Source organism: Lentilactobacillus sp. TOM.63, assembly GCF_030361045.1.
In the GTDB taxonomy this organism is placed as follows: domain Bacteria; phylum Bacillota; class Bacilli; order Lactobacillales; family Lactobacillaceae; genus Lentilactobacillus; species Lentilactobacillus dabitei.
The window spans coordinates 1-15,875 of the sequence record NZ_JAUCAP010000017.1 but is presented as its reverse complement, the minus strand read 5'-3'; the positions used below and the strand labels follow the sequence as shown (position 1 = coordinate 15,875).

The 15,875-nt window shown below is 40.4% G+C and carries 27 protein-coding genes; 1 reads left to right on the top strand and 26 read right to left on the bottom strand.

Annotation, left to right across the window (positions count from 1 at the left end; translation table 11 throughout):
* Nucleotides 1–25: 25 nt before the first annotated feature.
* The 26 genes from QUF07_RS05075 to rpsL form a co-directional block, all read right to left on the bottom strand.
* A complete protein-coding gene (locus QUF07_RS05075) occupies nucleotides 26–676 on the bottom strand; it encodes an adenylate kinase (protein ID WP_289426925.1) in 651 nt (216 codons plus the stop codon).
* 45 nt (nucleotides 677–721) lie between these two features.
* On the bottom strand, nucleotides 722–2,038 hold the full coding sequence (gene secY / locus QUF07_RS05070; RefSeq protein ID WP_217163062.1) for a preprotein translocase subunit SecY: 1,317 nt from the start codon (nucleotides 2,036–2,038) through the stop codon (nucleotides 722–724).
* Nucleotides 2,038–2,472, bottom strand: a complete 435-nt coding sequence (rplO, locus tag QUF07_RS05065) for a 50S ribosomal protein L15 (protein ID WP_289426916.1) — start codon at nucleotides 2,470–2,472, stop codon at nucleotides 2,038–2,040. The genes secY and rplO overlap by 1 nt, the downstream gene beginning before the upstream one ends.
* A gap of 27 nt (nucleotides 2,473–2,499) precedes the next feature.
* Nucleotides 2,500–2,685, bottom strand: a complete 186-nt coding sequence (gene rpmD, locus QUF07_RS05060) for a 50S ribosomal protein L30 (protein ID WP_013728487.1) — start codon at nucleotides 2,683–2,685, stop codon at nucleotides 2,500–2,502.
* 14 nt (nucleotides 2,686–2,699) lie between these two features.
* Complete coding sequence (gene rpsE / locus QUF07_RS05055) at nucleotides 2,700–3,203, bottom strand: 30S ribosomal protein S5 (RefSeq protein ID WP_289426915.1); 504 nt, start codon at nucleotides 3,201–3,203, stop codon at nucleotides 2,700–2,702.
* A 20-nt stretch (nucleotides 3,204–3,223) separates the two neighbouring features.
* On the bottom strand, nucleotides 3,224–3,580 hold the full coding sequence (gene rplR, locus QUF07_RS05050; RefSeq protein WP_217163065.1) for a 50S ribosomal protein L18: 357 nt from the start codon (nucleotides 3,578–3,580) through the stop codon (nucleotides 3,224–3,226).
* A 34-nt stretch (nucleotides 3,581–3,614) separates the two neighbouring features.
* Nucleotides 3,615–4,154 (bottom strand): 50S ribosomal protein L6, encoded by a 540-nt coding sequence (rplF, locus tag QUF07_RS05045; protein ID WP_217163066.1) that lies wholly within the window; start codon nucleotides 4,152–4,154, stop codon nucleotides 3,615–3,617.
* A gap of 29 nt (nucleotides 4,155–4,183) precedes the next feature.
* Nucleotides 4,184–4,582 carry a 30S ribosomal protein S8 gene (gene rpsH, locus QUF07_RS05040; protein WP_008855790.1) on the bottom strand — a complete coding sequence of 133 codons (399 nt, stop codon included), beginning with the start codon at nucleotides 4,580–4,582 and terminating at the stop codon, nucleotides 4,184–4,186.
* Nucleotides 4,583–4,608: 26 nt separating this feature from the next.
* A complete protein-coding gene (locus tag QUF07_RS05035; protein ID WP_003635667.1) occupies nucleotides 4,609–4,794 on the bottom strand; it encodes a type Z 30S ribosomal protein S14 in 186 nt (61 codons plus the stop codon).
* A gap of 16 nt (nucleotides 4,795–4,810) precedes the next feature.
* Nucleotides 4,811–5,353 carry a 50S ribosomal protein L5 gene (gene rplE, locus QUF07_RS05030; RefSeq protein WP_054747184.1) on the bottom strand — a complete coding sequence of 181 codons (543 nt, stop codon included), beginning with the start codon at nucleotides 5,351–5,353 and terminating at the stop codon, nucleotides 4,811–4,813.
* 28 nt (nucleotides 5,354–5,381) lie between these two features.
* Nucleotides 5,382–5,690: a 50S ribosomal protein L24 gene (rplX, locus tag QUF07_RS05025; RefSeq protein WP_289426914.1), complete on the bottom strand. Its 309-nt coding sequence runs from the start codon at nucleotides 5,688–5,690 to the stop codon at nucleotides 5,382–5,384.
* Between the two features lie 30 nt (nucleotides 5,691–5,720).
* Complete coding sequence (gene rplN, locus QUF07_RS05020; protein WP_054747187.1) at nucleotides 5,721–6,089, bottom strand: 50S ribosomal protein L14; 369 nt, start codon at nucleotides 6,087–6,089, stop codon at nucleotides 5,721–5,723.
* A gap of 50 nt (nucleotides 6,090–6,139) precedes the next feature.
* On the bottom strand, nucleotides 6,140–6,406 hold the full coding sequence (gene rpsQ / locus QUF07_RS05015; protein WP_054747189.1) for a 30S ribosomal protein S17: 267 nt from the start codon (nucleotides 6,404–6,406) through the stop codon (nucleotides 6,140–6,142).
* Between the two features lie 24 nt (nucleotides 6,407–6,430).
* A complete protein-coding gene (gene rpmC, locus QUF07_RS05010; RefSeq protein ID WP_008211818.1) occupies nucleotides 6,431–6,625 on the bottom strand; it encodes a 50S ribosomal protein L29 in 195 nt (64 codons plus the stop codon).
* Nucleotides 6,615–7,049 (bottom strand): 50S ribosomal protein L16, encoded by a 435-nt coding sequence (gene rplP, locus QUF07_RS05005; protein WP_054747192.1) that lies wholly within the window; start codon nucleotides 7,047–7,049, stop codon nucleotides 6,615–6,617. Before rplP ends, rpmC begins: the two co-directional genes overlap by 11 nt.
* Nucleotides 7,050–7,051: 2 nt before the next feature.
* Nucleotides 7,052–7,717, bottom strand: a complete 666-nt coding sequence (rpsC, locus tag QUF07_RS05000; protein WP_054747194.1) for a 30S ribosomal protein S3 — start codon at nucleotides 7,715–7,717, stop codon at nucleotides 7,052–7,054.
* Between the two features lie 3 nt (nucleotides 7,718–7,720).
* Complete coding sequence (rplV, locus tag QUF07_RS04995) at nucleotides 7,721–8,077, bottom strand: 50S ribosomal protein L22 (RefSeq protein ID WP_054747196.1); 357 nt, start codon at nucleotides 8,075–8,077, stop codon at nucleotides 7,721–7,723.
* 17 nt (nucleotides 8,078–8,094) lie between these two features.
* Nucleotides 8,095–8,370, bottom strand: coding sequence for a 30S ribosomal protein S19 (rpsS, locus tag QUF07_RS04990; RefSeq protein WP_056983216.1), 276 nt, complete (start codon nucleotides 8,368–8,370; stop codon nucleotides 8,095–8,097).
* Nucleotides 8,371–8,417: 47 nt separating this feature from the next.
* Entirely contained in the window at nucleotides 8,418–9,257 is an 840-nt protein-coding gene (gene rplB, locus QUF07_RS04985; protein ID WP_082622250.1) for a 50S ribosomal protein L2, read from the bottom strand.
* Nucleotides 9,258–9,287: 30 nt separating this feature from the next.
* Nucleotides 9,288–9,575 carry a 50S ribosomal protein L23 gene (gene rplW, locus QUF07_RS04980; RefSeq protein WP_217163068.1) on the bottom strand — a complete coding sequence of 96 codons (288 nt, stop codon included), beginning with the start codon at nucleotides 9,573–9,575 and terminating at the stop codon, nucleotides 9,288–9,290.
* Nucleotides 9,575–10,198 (bottom strand): 50S ribosomal protein L4, encoded by a 624-nt coding sequence (gene rplD, locus QUF07_RS04975; RefSeq protein WP_217163069.1) that lies wholly within the window; start codon nucleotides 10,196–10,198, stop codon nucleotides 9,575–9,577. The genes rplW and rplD overlap by 1 nt, the downstream gene beginning before the upstream one ends.
* 17 nt (nucleotides 10,199–10,215) lie before the next feature.
* Nucleotides 10,216–10,854 (bottom strand): 50S ribosomal protein L3, encoded by a 639-nt coding sequence (rplC, locus tag QUF07_RS04970; RefSeq protein WP_289426913.1) that lies wholly within the window; start codon nucleotides 10,852–10,854, stop codon nucleotides 10,216–10,218.
* Nucleotides 10,855–10,881: 27 nt separating this feature from the next.
* A complete protein-coding gene (rpsJ, locus tag QUF07_RS04965; protein WP_013728505.1) occupies nucleotides 10,882–11,190 on the bottom strand; it encodes a 30S ribosomal protein S10 in 309 nt (102 codons plus the stop codon).
* 524 nt (nucleotides 11,191–11,714) lie between these two features.
* Nucleotides 11,715–13,814 carry an elongation factor G gene (fusA, locus tag QUF07_RS04960; protein ID WP_054747205.1) on the bottom strand — a complete coding sequence of 700 codons (2,100 nt, stop codon included), beginning with the start codon at nucleotides 13,812–13,814 and terminating at the stop codon, nucleotides 11,715–11,717.
* Nucleotides 13,815–13,894: 80 nt separating this feature from the next.
* On the bottom strand, nucleotides 13,895–14,365 hold the full coding sequence (gene rpsG, locus QUF07_RS04955) for a 30S ribosomal protein S7 (RefSeq protein ID WP_008855807.1): 471 nt from the start codon (nucleotides 14,363–14,365) through the stop codon (nucleotides 13,895–13,897).
* A gap of 56 nt (nucleotides 14,366–14,421) precedes the next feature.
* Complete coding sequence (gene rpsL / locus QUF07_RS04950) at nucleotides 14,422–14,835, bottom strand: 30S ribosomal protein S12 (protein WP_054747207.1); 414 nt, start codon at nucleotides 14,833–14,835, stop codon at nucleotides 14,422–14,424.
* Between the two features lie 241 nt (nucleotides 14,836–15,076).
* On the opposite strand from rpsL, the gene QUF07_RS04945 reads away from it, so the two are divergent.
* Nucleotides 15,077–15,766: a prepilin peptidase gene (locus tag QUF07_RS04945; protein WP_217163383.1), complete on the top strand. Its 690-nt coding sequence runs from the start codon at nucleotides 15,077–15,079 to the stop codon at nucleotides 15,764–15,766.
* Nucleotides 15,767–15,875: the final 109 nt, after the last annotated feature.

The following is a 15,875-nucleotide window of genomic DNA, read 5'->3' as shown; positions in this document are numbered from 1 at the left end:
CGTCTCAACACCTTATGAATAGCAATTAAAGAGAGCTAAGAATTTTGTCAACATTTTGCCAAACATCGTCGATAGATTTACTGCCATCAACGTTGTGCATTAAATTGCGGTCTTTGTAATATGAAATCAATGGTGTATTCATCTTGATGTTAACTTGAAGTCGAGTCTTAACGGCCTCAGGCTTATCGTCTTCACGTTGATAGAATTCATGACCACCACAAACGTCGCAAGTTCCTGTAACCTTTGGCATATGATACAACTTATGATAAGTTGCACCACAATTCTTACAAATGAATCTGCCAGTTAACCGATCAGTTAACAGTTTAGGATCAACATCAATGTTAACAACCGCAGACAATGGCTTGCCTAAATCTTCTGTCATCTTAGCTAATGCATCCGCTTGCTCTAAAGTTCGTGGATAACCATCTAACAGAAAGCCAGGCTTGGTATCATCTTCGGCCAATCGTTCCTTAACAATTCCATTTGTCACTTCGTCTGGTACAAGGTTTCCCTTATCCGTATATTCTTTTGCTTTGAGTCCAAGAGGTGTTCTGTTAGAAATTGCTTCTCGAAACATATCACCAGTAGAAATATGCGGAATCTTATATTTATCAACAATATATTGTGCTTGAGTACCTTTACCTGCACCAGGCAATCCCATTAAAATTAAATTCAATGACATTCTGTAACTCCTCCTCGTTGATTAAAATCTTGCGATCAATTATTCATCAGTTGGCCGTGGTCCATGAATGAAACCAACATACTCACGTTTCATCATTAATCCACGAATTTGACGAATTGTTTCGATTGCAACACCAACAACGATTAGTAAACTAGTTCCACCAAGTCCGATTGATTCATCCAAATTCCAAAGATTTTGCGCAATTAACGGAATCAATGAAACAACTCCTAGGAACAAAGCACCAACAGTACTTAATTTCATCAACAGATCTGAAACATATGATTGGGTTTCATGTCCGGGCCAAACCCCAGGAATGTAACTTCCCTGTTTCTGCAAGTTCTCAGACAGTTTCTCTGGGTTAACCTGAACAAACGCATAGAAGAAAGTGAACATAATAATCAAAATGGTATAGAATGCGGCCCCGGTCGGTGTCTGCATATTAAACACATTATTTAATATTTGAAACCAAGCGGCGGTCGAATAGTTATTTGTAAATGCCATCAGAATTGTTTGTGGAGTTGCAATAAATGAACTTGCAAAAATAACTGGAATAACACCAGCAACGTTAACTTTCAAAGGAAGATAACTGCTGTCAGGTGATCCTGAAACTCTTCGAGTATATTGAATTGGTACTCGTCGCTCAGCCTGTTGGACCCAAGTGACGAATGTAACAATTACCAAAACAATAATTAGAAGGGCAATGGCAAACAAGATTGGTTGCCATAAATCAGAACCGGTGACTCCAACAAAATATTGTTGCCACAATGACTGTAATCCAACCGGAATTCGAGCAACAATACCAGCAAAGATGATCATGGAAATTCCATTTCCAATCCCTCGTTCGGTAATCATGTCACCCATCCATGTGGTTAACATTGTTCCACCTGTTAAAATCAAACCGATAATAACAAATGTTTTGATACTTGGGTTATTCACTAAGTTCAAACTACTTAATTGATTAAATCCAGCTGTAATTCCAACTGATTGGAAGAAAGCAAGGATAACCGTTAAGTAACGAGTATGTTGATTCAACTTTCGTCGACCAACCTCTCCTTGTTTTCCCCACTCAACGTATCTAGGAACAATATCCATTTGAAGTAATTGAATAATAATTTGAGCAGTGATGTACGGTGAAACTCCCATCGCAAAGATAGAATAGTTCGTGAGCCCCCCACCACTAAATGTATTCAAAATACTAACTAGTCCTGAAGAAGCAACCGATTGAAGTGCTTTCGCGTTAATACCGGGAACAGTTATGTATGCTCCTAGTCGGAATATTACCAAAACAAAAAGCGTAAAAAGGATTTTGTTTCTAATTTCTTTAACTTTGAACGCACTTGCCAAAGTCGAGAGCATTAAACCACCTCGATTTTACCGCCCGCATTTTCAATAACGGATTGTGCAGCTTTCGAAAATTTATTAGCCTTAACGGTTAATTTTTTAGTAAGTTCACCATCACCAAGAACCTTAATACCAGATTTGGCATTCTTAACGATTCCAGAAGTTTGAAGTAATTCAGGTGTTACTTTAGTACCATCATCGAAAGTTTCAAGTTTAGCAACATTAACAACTGCATATTCTTTACGGTTGATGTTGTTAAAACCACGCTTTGGAGTTCGACGATATAATGGCATTTGGCCACCTTCGAATCCTACACGAGTCTTTCCACGAGCTTTTTGTCCTTTTTGTCCACGACCAGCAGTCTTACCTTTACCTGCTGAACGACCGCGACCCTTACGAGTACGTAATGAACGAGAACCTTCTGCAGCCTTCAATTCATGCAATTTCATGAAATTGGCACCTCCTTACGAATTTATTTAGTCTTTAACTTGTTCAACTTCAATTAAGTGAGCGATTTGGAACAAAGCCCCACGAATAGATTCGTTATCTGGTTTGACAACGGTACTATTAACTCGGCCGAGGCCAAGTGCCTTCACAATTTTACGTTGCTTTGGGAGGCGGTGAGTTACGCTACGTTTTAAAGTAATTTTTAATTGAGCCATTTAAAACACCCTCCTTATTCAGCTAAATGTTGAGTTGAAACACCACGTAGAGCTGAAACTTCTTCAGCACTCTTCAATTCAGCCAAGCCCTGGAATGTTGCTCGGATAACGTTGATAGGAGTATTTGAACCCAATCGTTTACTAGTAACATCATCGACGCCAGCTAATTCCATCACGGAACGAACAGCGCCACCAGCTGCAACTCCAGAACCTTCTTCAGCGGGCTTCAACATAATACGGCCACCACCGAAAGTTCCTAAAACTTCGTGAGGAATTGTTGTACCAACAATCGGAACCTCAATCAAGTTTTTACGAGCTGCTTCAACTGCTTTACGAATTGCTTCAGGAACTTCTTGTGCTTTACCAGTTCCAAAACCAACATGTCCGTGCTTGTCTCCGACAACTACCAAAGCAGCGAAACGAAGACGACGTCCACCTTTAACAACTTTAGTGATCCGGTTGATTGATACAACGTTGTCTTCAAGCTCTACCTTTTCTGGATCAATAAATTTCTTCATGTGCGGTTATTCCTCCTTTATTAGAATTCCAGTCCATTTTCACGGGCTGCATCGGCAAGAGCTTGAACACGACCATGATACAAATAGCCACCACGATCAAAAACAACCTTTTTGATATTCTTTTCGCTTGCACGTTGAGCTACTAATTTACCAACACCGGCTGCTTGTTCAGTCTTGTTTCCATCACTGATTGCAGAATCTAGTGTTGAGGCACTAACAAGCGTTACACCCGCTACGTCATCAATTACTTGAGCGTAGATGTTTGTATTAGAACGATAAACATTCAAGCGTGGGCACTCGGCAGTACCAGAAATTTTGTTGCGGACACGGTTATGACGACGTTTCCGACTCTTATTTTTATCTGGTTTAGAAATCACAATAGTCACCTCAAAATTTTATTAGGCTGATAAATTACTTACCAGTCTTACCTTCCTTACGAATAATATGTTCGTTTTCGTAACGAATACCTTTACCTTTATATGGTTCAGGTGAACGAACGGCACGAACAGATGCAGCAAAGTCACCGACATGTTGTTTGCTAATACCACTAATATGAATAGTAGTGTTATCAGGAACTTCAAGTGTAATGTCATCGGGAACTTTCATTTCAACTGGGTTTGAATAACCAACATTCAATGTTAAAGTTTTACCTTTAAGTTGAGCACGGTATCCAACACCGACAAGCTTCAATGTTTTCTTGAATCCGTTTGTAACCCCTTCAACCATGTTGTTGAAGTTGGCACGGGATGTTCCATGCAAGGCACGGATCTTGTCATTGTAGTCGCCAATTGGTTCGAAGTTTACTTCATTATCTTTGACGTTCATCTTGATTTCTGGTGACATCTCACGAGATAAAGTACCCTTGGAACCCTTAACAGTTACTGTGTCTCCGTCAGTTTTAACTTCAACACCCTTTGGCAAAACAACAGTTTTATAACCAATACGACTCATCTATCACACCTCCAATTTGAATGAATTTATTACCAAACGTATGCTAACACTTCGCCGCCAATTTTCTGGGCGCGTGCCTGCTTATCAGTAATAACACCGTTTGATGTTGAAATAATTGCAATTCCAAGACCATTTAAAACCTTAGGAACAGCATCTGCTTTCACGTATGAACGCAAGCCTGGCTTTGAAATTCGCTTCAAGCCAGTAATGACACGTTGTTTATCCTTTCCATATTTCAGGAAAACCCGGATAACGCCTTGCTTGTCATCTTCGATATATTCAACATCGCGTACAAAACCCTCACGTTTGAGAATTTCAGCGATGTCTCGTTTGATTTTTGATGCAGGAACTTCAACTGTTTCATGGTAAACCATGTTCGCATTACGGATGCGAGTTAAAAAGTCTGCAATTGGATCAGTCATAGACATCAGCGCACAACCTCCTTCTTAATATATTACCAACTAGCTTTCTTCATGCCAGGAATTTGACCCTTGTGGGCAAGTTCACGGATGCAAAGACGGCATAAATGAAATTTCTTGTATACTGAACGAGGTCGTCCACAGCGCTCACAACGTGTGTAATTTTGTGTTGAGAACTTTGCAGGGCGTTCACTTTTTACAATTAATGATTTTTTAGCCAATGTGAAACCTCCTCAATTATCTAGCAAATGGCATACCGAATTGAGCCAACAATTCATGTGATTCTTCATCGGTATTTGCTGTAGTTACGATTACAATATCCATACCTCTGACACGGTTAACATTATCATAATCAATTTCAGGGAAAATTAATTGTTCACGAACACCTAGTGTGTAGTTTCCGCGACCATCAAAAGCACGGCTACTTACACCATGGAAGTCACGAACACGTGGTAGTGAAACGTTAATTAATTTATCCAAGAAGTCATACATCCGATCTCCACGGAGTGTTACTTTGGCACCAATTGCATTACCTTCACGCAATCTAAAGCCGGCGATTGATTTCTTGGCTTTTGTAATCAAAGGCTTTTGACCTGAAATAAGTGCTAATTCAGCAACGGCTTCATCAAGATTCTTAGCGTTAGTAACAGCATCACCAACACCCATGTTTAAAACAATCTTATCAAGCTTTGGAGCTTGCATAACTGATTTATAACTGAACTTATCCATCATGTGTGGGGTAATTTCAGAATTGAATTTTTCTCGTAAACGACTTGACATTTAAAGGGTATCCTCCTTTCGTTAAAAGTTAATCAATCGCTTTTTGCGATTTCTTTGAGTAACGTACTTTTTTGCCATCTTCAGCTTTGATCCCAATGCGAGTTGGTTCGTTGGTAGATGGATCAATTAACATCACATTTGAAACGTGGATTGGTGCTTCAGCATCTACGATCCCACCTTGAGGGTTGGTAGAAGAAGCTTTGGTATGCTTTTTAACTTTGTTGATACCTTCAACAATCACACGGTCTTTTGAAGCGATAGTCTTAGTGACTGTCCCTTCCTTACCTTTGTCCTTACCACTAATAACACGAACTTTGTCACCAGTTTTAATGAACATCTGCGGCACCTCCTTATATCCTGGTTGTTATTAAAGTACTTCTGGAGCTAATGAAACAATCTTCATGAAGTTGTTATCACGTAATTCACGAGCAACCGGGCCAAAGATACGAGTGCCTTGGGGACTCTTGTCATCACGAATCAAAACGGCAGCATTTTCGTCAAAGCGAATGTAAGAACCATCTGTACGACGAGTAACTGACTTTGTACGTACAACAACGGCTTTAACAACATCACCCTTTTTGACAACGCCACCTGGTGTTGCTTGTTTTACAGTAGCAACGATGGTATCGCCGATTCCGGCATACCTTCTAGTTGAGCCACCTAAAACTTTGATAGTAAGCAATTCTCTTGCACCTGAGTTGTCGGCAACTTTTAATCGACTTTCTTGTTGAATCACAGGTATATCCTCCCTTCGTCGTTAAAATAGAATACGATAATTAATTTAAGTTAAATGATAACCGCTTTTTCAACAATTTTGATTAGACGGAAACGTTTTGTCTTAGACAATGGACGAGTTTCCATAATTTCAACTGTGTCGCCGGTCTTAGCTTCATTGTTTTCATCATGAGCAGTGAATTTCTTTGAGTAACGAATACGTTTGCCATAACGTGGGTGAGTTTTGTATGTTGAAACTTCAACCGTGATAGTTTTGTTACTCTTGTCAGAAACAACACGTCCCTGATAAACTTTACGCTCGTTGCGTTCTTCAGCCATTAATTATACCTCCCTTATCGTATTCTACTTGTTTAATTCTTGTTGACGAAGTGCAGTCTTGATCCGCGCAATGTTTTTACGAACTTGCTTTAATCGCGCAGTGTTTTCCAACTGACCAGTGGCTAATTGGAAACGAAGATTGAACAGTTCATCTTTATAATCTTTTTCTTTATCAATCATTTGAGCAGTGGTTAACTCATTAATATCTTTAGCCTTCATTTGATTCGCCACCTACTTCCTCACGTTCTATGATCTTAGTACGAACAGGAAGTTTGTTTGATGCAAGGCGTAATGCTTCATGAGCGGTTGCTTTATCAACGCCGCCAATTTCAAACAATACTTTACCACGCTTAACTGGTGATACCCAGCCTGCTGGTGTACCTTTACCATTACCCATTCGAACTCCGACACCTTTTTCAGTATATGACTTGTGAGGGAAAATCTTAATCCAAACTCTTCCTCCACGCTTCATATGACGAGTCATCGCCACACGACATGCTTCGATTTGACGGTTTGTGATCCAATGTGAATCAAGTGCTTGTAAACCGTAGTCACCGAAAGTAACCGTTTTGCCACCCTTAGCGGCTCCGCGAAGCTTGCCACGATGTTCACGACGATGCTTTACACGTTTAGGTACTAACATGTTTATTTCCCTCCTTTATCAGCTTTACTGTTCTTTGGCTTTTCAGGGAGAATCTCACCACGATAGATCCAAGTCTTTACACCAATGGAACCATAAGTAGTAAAAGCTTCAACCCATGAGTAGTCAATATCTGCTCTTAAAGTATGCAATGGAACAGTTCCATCAGAATAACTCTCAACTCGAGCCATATCGGCACCATTAAGACGTCCAGAAACCTGAGTCTTAATACCTTGAGCACCGGCACGCATTGTTCGTTGCATTGATTGACGCATTGCACGACGGAATGCAACACGGCCTTCCAATTGGCGAGCAATGTTTTCACCAACCAACTTAGCATCCAAATCAGGCTTCTTGATTTCGATGATGTTGATGTGAACCCGTTTGCCAGTTAAGTCATTGAGTTCTTTACGAAGATTCTCTACTTCTTGTCCACCCTTACCAATAACCATTCCTGGTTTAGCAGTGTGAATCGAAACATTAACGCGATTTGCGGCACGTTCAATTTCAACAGTAGAAACTGACGCGCTAGCAAGACGTTTCTCTATATATTTACGGATTTGTAAATCTTCACGAAGATATGCAGCATAGTTCTTGCCTGCGTACCATTTAGCTTCCCAATCGCGAATGATTCCAACTCGTAAACCATTAGGATTTACCTTATTACCCACGCGTTACCCCTCCTCTTTTTCAGATACAACGATTGTAATGTGACTAGTTCGCTTATTGATTGGTGATGCAGAACCCTTAGCACGCGGACGGAACCGCTTAAGAGTTGCCCCTTCATTAACGAAGGCTTCACTAACAAATAAGTTTTCGCTATCTAAATCAAAATTGTTTTCTGCATTTGCAACAGCAGATTTAAGTACTTTTGAAACCACTGGAGAAGCACCGCGTGGGGTGAAATCTAAGATTGCGGCGGCTTCGGCAACGCTCTTGCCTCTGATAAGATCAACTACAAGACGGACCTTTCGTGCGGCAATGCGAACAGTTTTAGCAGTTGCTTTTGCTGATGTAACTTGTTCAGCCATTTGTTATCCTCCTTGCTTTAAACAGTCTTCTTATCGTCAGTATTATGACCATGGAATGTCCGCGTTGGAACAAATTCTCCAAGCTTATGGCCTACCATGTCTTCTTGAATATAAACTGGGACGTGTTTCCGTCCATCATAAACAGCAAATGTATATCCAATAAAGCTTGGGAAAATCGTTGAACGACGTGACCATGTCTTAATAACAGACTTTTTGTCTTGATCCTTCTGAGCATCTACTTTTTTAAGTAAGTACTCATCGGCAAATGGTCCTTTTTTCAAACTACGACTCATTTTGCAACCTCCTCTGTTTCAGTATTAGTTCTTTTTAGTGGATTAAATTACATCTTTGAACCCTTACGACGACGTACAATAAATTTGTTTGAACGTGCCTTCTTAGAACGGGTCTTCTTACCAACTGTCTTCTTACCCCATGGTGATAATGGTGATGGAAGACCAACTGGTGCTTTACCTTCACCACCACCATGAGGGTGATCGTTAGGGTTCATAACTGATCCACGAACATGTGGGCGTTGACCCTTATAACGTGTTCGACCAGCTTTACCAACGTTGATCAATTCATGTTCTTCGTTTCCAACAGAACCGATAGAAGCACGGTTTGTGCTAAGAACCAAACGAACTTCACCTGATGAGAGGCGAACCAATGAGTATTTACCATCACGGCCAAGCAATTGGGCAGATGCACCAGCTGAACGAGCAAGCTGACCACCCTTACCAGGCTTGATTTCGATATTATGGATAATTGAACCTACAGGAATGTTCGAAAGTGGTAATGCATTACCAGCCTTGATATCTGCATCAGGACCAGATTCAACCTTATCTCCAACTTTCAATCCCTTAGGCGCAATGATGTATGATTTAACACCATCTTCATAGACTAATAAAGCAATATTGGCGGTCCGGTTAGGATCATATTCAATCGCTTTGACAGTCGCTTCAACATTATCTTTGATACGTTTAAAATCGATGATACGATATTGGTTCTTGTTTCCACCGCCACGGTGACGAACAGTCATTCGACCATAGTTATTACGACCGGCTGTTTTGCTTTTTGATTCAAGTAAGGACTTCTCTGGCTTAGTTTTAGTAATGCCACTGTAGTCCAAGCTTGTCATATTGCGTCGACCGTTACTGGTTGGCTTATATGTTTTAATGGCCACAACGTTTCCCTCCTAATTTCAGATTATAAATTATTCTTCACTGAATAATTCGATTTCTTTTGAATCTGCGGACAAGGTGACAATAGCCTTACGGCGTTTCCGAGTATAACCGGCATATCTACCTTGACGCTTTAATTTTCCTCTTACGTTCATGATGTTTACTTTAACAACTTTAACATCGAAAATGTCTTCAATAGCTTTTTTGACCTGTGTCTTGGTTGCTCGTAAATCAACATCGAATGTGTATGTCTTATTGTCCATCTTGCTGGTTGTCTCTTCAGTAATTACTGGACGTAAAATAATATCGCGTGATTCCATTATGCGAGCACCTCCTCTACTTGAGAAAGAGCAGCTTTTGTAATGATAACTTTATCATGATCAGCAACATCTAAAGTGTTGATTCCATTAGCAGAAACAACCTTTACATTTTCTAAATTACGTGCTGATAACAATGCCTTTTCGTTGTCATCTTCCAAAACTACTAATGTCTTAGTTGAAACGTTTAATTTGTCTAACATCTCAGCAAAGTCCTTGGTCTTAGGTGCATCGAATGATAATGAATCGATTACAACCAATTTGTCATCTGAAACTTTTTCAGATAATACTGACTTCAATGCCAATCGTGATACTTTCTTAGGCAAACGGTATGAGTATGATCGTGGAGTTGGTCCGAAGACAATTCCACCACCACGCCACTGTGGTGAACGGATAGAACCTTGACGAGCTCTACCAGTACCCTTTTGACGCCATGGCTTCTTACCTCCACCGCGAACTGCAGAACGGTTCTTAACGGAATGCGTTCCTTGACGAAGAGAAGCACGTTGCATGACAATTGCGTCAAATACGACGTTATTGTTTGGCTCAATGCCGAAGATACCATCATTAAGTGCAACAGTACCATTCTTGCTTCCATCTTGTTTGTATAATGCTACATCAGTCATCTATGGTTGCCTCCTTTCTACTTTTTTGATCCGCCGTTAACAGCTGATCTAATTGTAACGAATGATTTATTGGCACCAGGTACATTACCCTTAATTAAGATAACGTTGTTGTCTAGATCTGTGCTGACAACTTCAAGGTTTTGAATAGTTACTGTTTTGTTACCCATTCTTCCGGGTAATTTCATACCAGGAACAACTCGGTTAATAATAACACCTAAAGAACCTGGACGACGGTGATAACGAGAACCGTGAGTTTCTGGTCCACGTGATTGACCATCTTTATGAATGTTTCCTTGGTATCCATGACCTTTTGTCGTACCAGTTACATCAACGATGTCTCCTGGTTCAAAAATATCAGCCTTAACTTCGTCAGATACTTTGTAATCTCCCAGCTCAACATCTTTGATTTCTTTAATGAAGCGCTTAGAAGTAGTTTTAGCTTTGTTTGCATGACCCTGTTCAGGCTTGTTGGTAAGCACAGCGCGCTTATCAGAATAACCTAATTGAACAGCCTCGTAACCGTCATTTTCAACGGTCTTGATTTGCATAATGACATTAGGTGTCACTTCAACAACAGTTACTGGAACTAATTCGCCGTTATCAGTGAAAACTTGAGTCATTCCAACTTTCTTTCCTAAGATTCCTTTTCTGGTCATGAGTACACCTCCAATATATTGTAATTATTATAGTTTGATTTCGATATCCACACCACTTGGCAAGTCGAGCTTCATTAATGAGTCGACTGTCTTAGGTGTTGGATTTAAAATGTCAATTAGACGTTTGTGAGTCAAGATTTCAAATTGCTCACGTGAATCCTTAAATTTATGTGGTGAAGCCAAAACAGTGTAGATTGTACGATCAGTTGGCAATGGAATTGGACCTGAAATAGTAGCTCCAGTTCTTTGCGCAGTAGCAACAATCTTGTCTGCGGATTGGTCTAAGATGCGATGCTCGTATGCCTTCAAGCGGATACGAATTTTTTGTTTTGCCATTGTATTCCCTCCTTCGTCTATTTTGAAAATATGACTAACTCCGTGAAAATTACCGCCAAACCCATGGCAAAGCATCCGGGTGTGTCGCAACCTTTCACATCAAAGCTAATACGTAATGATTTTTAGGCAAACTAATCCCTAAAAACAAGTACTCAAATATTGTACTAAAAAATGCCCCATAAAACAAGGGCATTGGCGAATTAATTTAAAAACTGAGCAGATTAAAGTCCTTAGGAAATGACATGTAAGCCGTCTCCTCAGTCAAATTGTAATTTCAGGAGTCTATTAATGGTACGTCCAGTGAAAGCTCCCTTGATTTGATTTCCTTAAAAACTGTACTATGCATGGGATAAACGGTTTTATGTGACCAATCTACCTATCCGGTTGCAGAACAAATTTTTCTAATACAACTTTACCATAGATTTTAGCATTTCAAAATAAGCTTGTTTCAATTGTAGCAAGCTAGCCGATCCTTCAACCAACAAAAAAAGAACTAGAATCCTCTAGTCCTTAATTAGTCATTGTTATTCGGCGTCAGGATTGCCGCCATTTTTCTTAATGATTTCTGCTTGAATGCTCTTTGGCACTGGCTCGTAATGATCAAACGTCATGGTAAATGTACCACGGCCTTGTGATGCAGAACGAAGTGTTGTTGCATAACCAAACATTTCAGCCAAAGGAACGTATGAATGAATCACTTCAGCGCCACTTCGGCTTTCCATACCTTCAACACGGCCACGTCTAGCAGTAACTTGACCCATGATATCACCCATGTATTCTTCAGGAACGTTAATATCAACCTTCATGATTGGTTCCAAAATTACAGGGGCAGCGGTCTTGGCAGCATTACGAAGGGCAAGTGATGCGGCAACTTTAAATGCAGCTTCACTAGAATCGACTTCATGATAACTACCATCGTATAACTTGGCTTTCAAATCAACCAATGGGTATCCAGCAAGGACACCATTGGATAATGATTCTTTCAAACCTTGTTCAACGGCTGGAATATATTCACGAGGAACAACCCCACCGACAATAGCATCTTCGAATTCGAATCCTTTACCTTCTTCATTAGGGGTAAATTCAATCCAAACATCACCATATTGACCTTTACCACCAGACTGACGAATGAATTTACCTTGTGCCTTAGTTGGCTTAGTAAATGCCTCACGATATGAAACTTGTGGAGCACCAACAGTGGCTTCAACGTGGAATTCACGCTTCATCCGGTCAATAATGATATCCAAATGCAGCTCACCCATTCCGGCGATTAATGTTTCACCAGTTTCAGGATTGGTTGTTGCTTTGAAAGTTGGGTCCTCTTCTGAAAGCTTCTGAAGAGCAACGTTCATCTTGTCTTGATCGGCTTTTGTCTTAGGTTCAACAGCAACTTGGATAACTGGATCAGGGAAGTCCATTGATTCCAAGTGAAGTGGGTGGTCAACATCAGTTAATGAATCACCAGTAGTGGTGTTCTTCAAACCAATGGCAGCCGCAATATCACCTGAGAATACTTCAGGAATTTCCTGACGGTGATTTGAATGCATCTGAAGTAAACGACCAACCCGTTCACGTTTGTCTTTAGTTGCGTTCAAAATGTATGAACCAGACTCAAGCGTTCCAGAATATACACGAATGTAAGTTAAACGGCCAACGAATGGATCAGTAGCAACTTTAAATGCCAAAGCAGCAAAACTGGCATCATCGTTTGCTTTTAATTCAACTTTGTCACCAGTCTCAGGGTCAGTTGCGTTATAAGGCTTAACATCCAATGGTGATGGCAAGTAATCAATCGTTGCATCCATCAACATCTGAACACCTTTGTTCTTAAATGCTGAACCAGCTAATACTGGGAACAGTTCCAAGTTCAAAGTTGCTTTACGAATAGCGGCCTTGATTTCTGGGATCGAAATTTCTTCACCCTCAAGGTACTTGTTCATAATGTCATCATCAACGTCAGCAAGTGTTTCGATCAATTGGTCACGACGTTTTTGAGCTTCTTCCTTGTATTCGTCTGGAACATCAACTGTATCCCAGTTAGAACCAAGTTTATCTTCATCATAGATATCGGCTTTCATTTCGATCAGGTCAATGACCCCTTCGAAATCATCTTCAGCACCGATTGGCATCTGGATTGGGAGTGGCTTAGCATTCAACCGATCAGCAATTGATGATACTGAGAAGTCAAAGTTAGCGCCAACTTTATCCATCTTGTTAACAAATACGATCCGCGGAACATCATAATCTGATGCTTGTCGCCAAACTGTTTCAGTTTGTGGCTCAACGCCGGCTTGAGCATCAAGGACGGCAATCGCACCATCAAGAACTCGGAGTGAACGTTCAACTTCAACAGTGAAGTCCACGTGTCCTGGGGTATCAATAATGTTGATACGGTGGTCTTTCCATTGAGCTGTCGTAGCAGCAGACGTGATGGTAATACCACGTTCCTGTTCTTGGGGCATCCAGTCCATTTGTGAAGCACCATCATGGGTTTCACCAATTTTGTGAATTTTACCGGTATAGTACAAGATACGCTCAGTCGTCGTTGTTTTACCAGCATCGATATGGGCCATAATCCCGATATTACGAGTTTTTTCTAGCGGAAATTCTCGTGTGTTAGCCATTGTGTAACTCCTTCCGATTCGTACAAAAAGTGGCTAAATCAGCCACTTATTAATTTGAGCTGTTGAGAATAAAACTGATCTTACCAACGATAATGTGCAAAGGCACGGTTGGCTTCAGCCATTCTATGTGTATCTTCACGTTTCTTAACTGCGGCACCAGTGTTGTTAGCTGCGTCCATGATTTCGCGGGCAAGCCGTTCAGTCATTGTATGCTCACCACGTGAACGGGCGTAGTTAACGATCCAACGCAAGCCCAAAGTTGTTCGGCGATCTGGTCGAACTTCGATTGGAACTTGGTAGTTAGAACCACCAACACGACGAGCCTTAACTTCAAGAACTGGCATAACGTTCTTCATAGCTTCTTCGAACACGTCAACTGGTTCGTTGTTGGTTTCTTTCTTAATTAAGTCAAATGCACCATATAAAATTTGTGATGCAGTTCCACGCTTACCGTCTAACATCAAACGGTTGATTAAACGGGTTACCAATTTTGAGTTATAAATTGGGTCAGGAAGTACTTCCCGCTTTTGAACATTTCCTTTTCTAGGCATTTCGTTATCCTCCTCATGATTCTATAAAACTAAATATTTAGATTGCATTAGTGAGATTATTCTTTAGGCTTCTTAGTACCGTATTTAGAACGACCTTGACGACGATCTTGAACACCGGCAGTATCAAGAGCACCACGAATAACGTGATAACGAACACCAGGTAAATCCTTTACACGGCCTCCACGAATCAAAACAACACTATGCTCTTGCAAGTTGTGACCAATGCCTGGAATGTAAGCAGTAACTTCGATCAAGTTAGACAAACGAACACGGGCATATTTACGCAAAGCAGAGTTAGGCTTCTTTGGTGTCATCGTACCAACACGAGTTGCAACACCTCGTTTTTGAGGGGCAGGAACAGTAACAGCCTTCTTCTTAAAACTATTGTAAGCATAGTTTAAAGCTGGTGACTTTGATTTTGAAGTTCTAGAATGACGTCCTTTACGGACCAATTGGTTAATTGTAGGCATCTAAAAAGTTCTCCTTTCAAATTTTCAATGTAAGTCCACACATCCAGGCGGTTCTTTTTTATGTAAAAATAAATGTGTACCGCCCAACACTTTTTGTCATAAACAGTCAGCATGTCTGATTATTCAGGAATCTGTCACAAAAAGCACCTTGTCTAATTTATCATGCCAAACAATTTGTGTCAACAAATCCAAAAAAATAAATTGAATTTAAATCTCGTATATAAATATTAGAGGTAACGAGATGATAATAACACAATTTTTATTTGGTTCAAGCATTGCATCATTTGTTAACGTCATAGTTCAGCGCAGCCTGGCTGGTGAATCGATTGTCCGGCCCCGATCCCACTGTACCGCCTGTCTGCACCAACTTGCCTACTATGATTTAATCCCGGTGATTAGTTACATCAGCCTCGGTGGAAAATGCCGATACTGCAAAGCCAGAATTCCAGTCACAATGATTATAACCGAAATTCTTTTAGGACTGATATTTGCCCTAGTACCCATTAATTTAGCAAGCTATTACTTTTTGTTAATCATGTCCATTTTGATCACCCTAAGCTTGTTTGATTTGGAAATCCAACAAATTCCTCATTTAGGCATCGCTTTGCTCATGATTACTTGTGGCTTCAACCTTCACCATTCACTTTGGGAATTGGCTGGAACACTTGTTATCTACCTTGGTTTTCAAGTGCTCAATCGAAAAGAACGGCTGATCGGTAATGGCGACATTGATATCCTATTTGGACTGTGGATTTCGACCGGGATTAGCTTTATGCTCTGGGTAACCTGTTTTGCCTGCGTCAGTGCCATTCTATATTTAATCATTATCCCATGGCCAAAAGACAACCGGATTCCGTTTGTCCCATTCATTACCATTGGCTACTACGTGACCTATCAGTTTCAAGATTGGCTATTGGCGTTGATTCTCTGACAATCGATCTATGTATCGTAAAGAGGCACTACTGACCTATACCCCCAAAGTTAAAGTAAAAACTTTAGCTTTGGAGGTATTTTTTATGACTAAGATTTCAAAAGAAACA

Excerpts from the sequence above, each read along its gene's own strand:
- secY (WP_217163062.1), bottom strand. The coding sequence starts at position 2,038 with ATGCTCTCGACTTTGGCAAGTGCGTTCAAAGTTAAAGAAATTAGAAAC.
- rplO (WP_289426916.1), bottom strand. The coding sequence starts at position 2,472 with ATGAAATTGCATGAATTGAAGGCTGCAGAAGGTTCTCGTTCATTACGT.
- rpmD (WP_013728487.1), bottom strand. The coding sequence starts at position 2,685 with ATGGCTCAATTAAAAATTACTTTAAAACGTAGCGTAACTCACCGCCTC.
- rpsE (WP_289426915.1), bottom strand. The coding sequence starts at position 3,203 with ATGAAGAAATTTATTGATCCAGAAAAGGTAGAGCTTGAAGACAACGTT.
- rplF (WP_217163066.1), bottom strand. The coding sequence starts at position 4,154 with ATGAGTCGTATTGGTTATAAAACTGTTGTTTTGCCAAAGGGTGTTGAA.
- rpsH (WP_008855790.1), bottom strand. The coding sequence starts at position 4,582 with ATGTCTATGACTGATCCAATTGCAGACTTTTTAACTCGCATCCGTAAT.
- rplE (WP_054747184.1), bottom strand. The coding sequence starts at position 5,353 with ATGTCAAGTCGTTTACGAGAAAAATTCAATTCTGAAATTACCCCACAC.
- rplX (WP_289426914.1), bottom strand. The coding sequence starts at position 5,690 with ATGTTCATTAAAACTGGTGACAAAGTTCGTGTTATTAGTGGTAAGGAC.
- rpsQ (WP_054747189.1), bottom strand. The coding sequence starts at position 6,406 with ATGGCTGAAGAACGCAACGAGCGTAAAGTTTATCAGGGACGTGTTGTT.
- rpmC (WP_008211818.1), bottom strand. The coding sequence starts at position 6,625 with ATGAAGGCTAAAGATATTAATGAGTTAACCACTGCTCAAATGATTGAT.
- rplP (WP_054747192.1), bottom strand. The coding sequence starts at position 7,049 with ATGTTAGTACCTAAACGTGTAAAGCATCGTCGTGAACATCGTGGCAAG.
- rplV (WP_054747196.1), bottom strand. The coding sequence starts at position 8,077 with ATGGCTGAACAAGTTACATCAGCAAAAGCAACTGCTAAAACTGTTCGC.
- rpsS (WP_056983216.1), bottom strand. The coding sequence starts at position 8,370 with ATGAGTCGTAGTTTGAAAAAAGGACCATTTGCCGATGAGTACTTACTT.
- rplW (WP_217163068.1), bottom strand. The coding sequence starts at position 9,575 with ATGGAATCACGCGATATTATTTTACGTCCAGTAATTACTGAAGAGACA.
- rplD (WP_217163069.1), bottom strand. The coding sequence starts at position 10,198 with ATGACTGATGTAGCATTATACAAACAAGATGGAAGCAAGAATGGTACT.
- rplC (WP_289426913.1), bottom strand. The coding sequence starts at position 10,854 with ATGACCAGAAAAGGAATCTTAGGAAAGAAAGTTGGAATGACTCAAGTT.
- rpsJ (WP_013728505.1), bottom strand. The coding sequence starts at position 11,190 with ATGGCAAAACAAAAAATTCGTATCCGCTTGAAGGCATACGAGCATCGC.
- fusA (WP_054747205.1), bottom strand. The coding sequence starts at position 13,814 with ATGGCTAACACACGAGAATTTCCGCTAGAAAAAACTCGTAATATCGGG.
- rpsG (WP_008855807.1), bottom strand. The coding sequence starts at position 14,365 with ATGCCTAGAAAAGGAAATGTTCAAAAGCGGGAAGTACTTCCTGACCCA.
- rpsL (WP_054747207.1), bottom strand. The coding sequence starts at position 14,835 with ATGCCTACAATTAACCAATTGGTCCGTAAAGGACGTCATTCTAGAACT.
- QUF07_RS04945 (WP_217163383.1), top strand. The coding sequence starts at position 15,077 with ATGATAATAACACAATTTTTATTTGGTTCAAGCATTGCATCATTTGTT.